At 49.9% G+C, this 413-nt stretch carries 1 protein-coding gene; it reads left to right on the top strand.

Going from position 1 to position 413, the window contains the following annotated elements; all coding sequences use genetic code 11:
- Window positions 1-19: 19 nt before the first annotated feature.
- Window positions 20-413: ATP-NAD kinase family protein (locus A3738_RS10645; RefSeq protein ID WP_231876615.1), on the top strand; the 394-nt coding region annotated here is incomplete at its 3' end.

Here is a 413-nt window from a genome sequence, read left to right on the forward strand (position 1 = left end):
ACAGCACACGCAAGAGGCTGTGAATATCTTATCTTCATTTAGTCCGGACTTGCTGTTGTTCGCTGGTGGAGATGGCACGGCTCGAGATGTTTGTGCGTCCATAAACAACGAGCAGGTATGTCTGGGCATACCGAGTGGTGTGAAGATGCACTCTGGTGTTTTCGCTATCACGCCTCAAGCAGTTGTGTCGATCATAAAGAGCATGTTGGCGCGTAAGCTCGTTGCGGTGACTGAAGCTGAGGTGCGTGATATTGACGAACGATCCTTTCAAGAGGGGCGGGTTGTTACCAAGCACTTTGGTGAGTTGCTTGTTCCCGATGATCAATTGTTGGTGCAATGCGTAAAGTGTAGCGGTTTGCCTGATGATCAGTTATCGCTAGATGACATTGCGGCATTCGTCTCTGAGACGCTCG

Source organism: Oleiphilus sp. HI0066 (assembly GCF_001635725.1).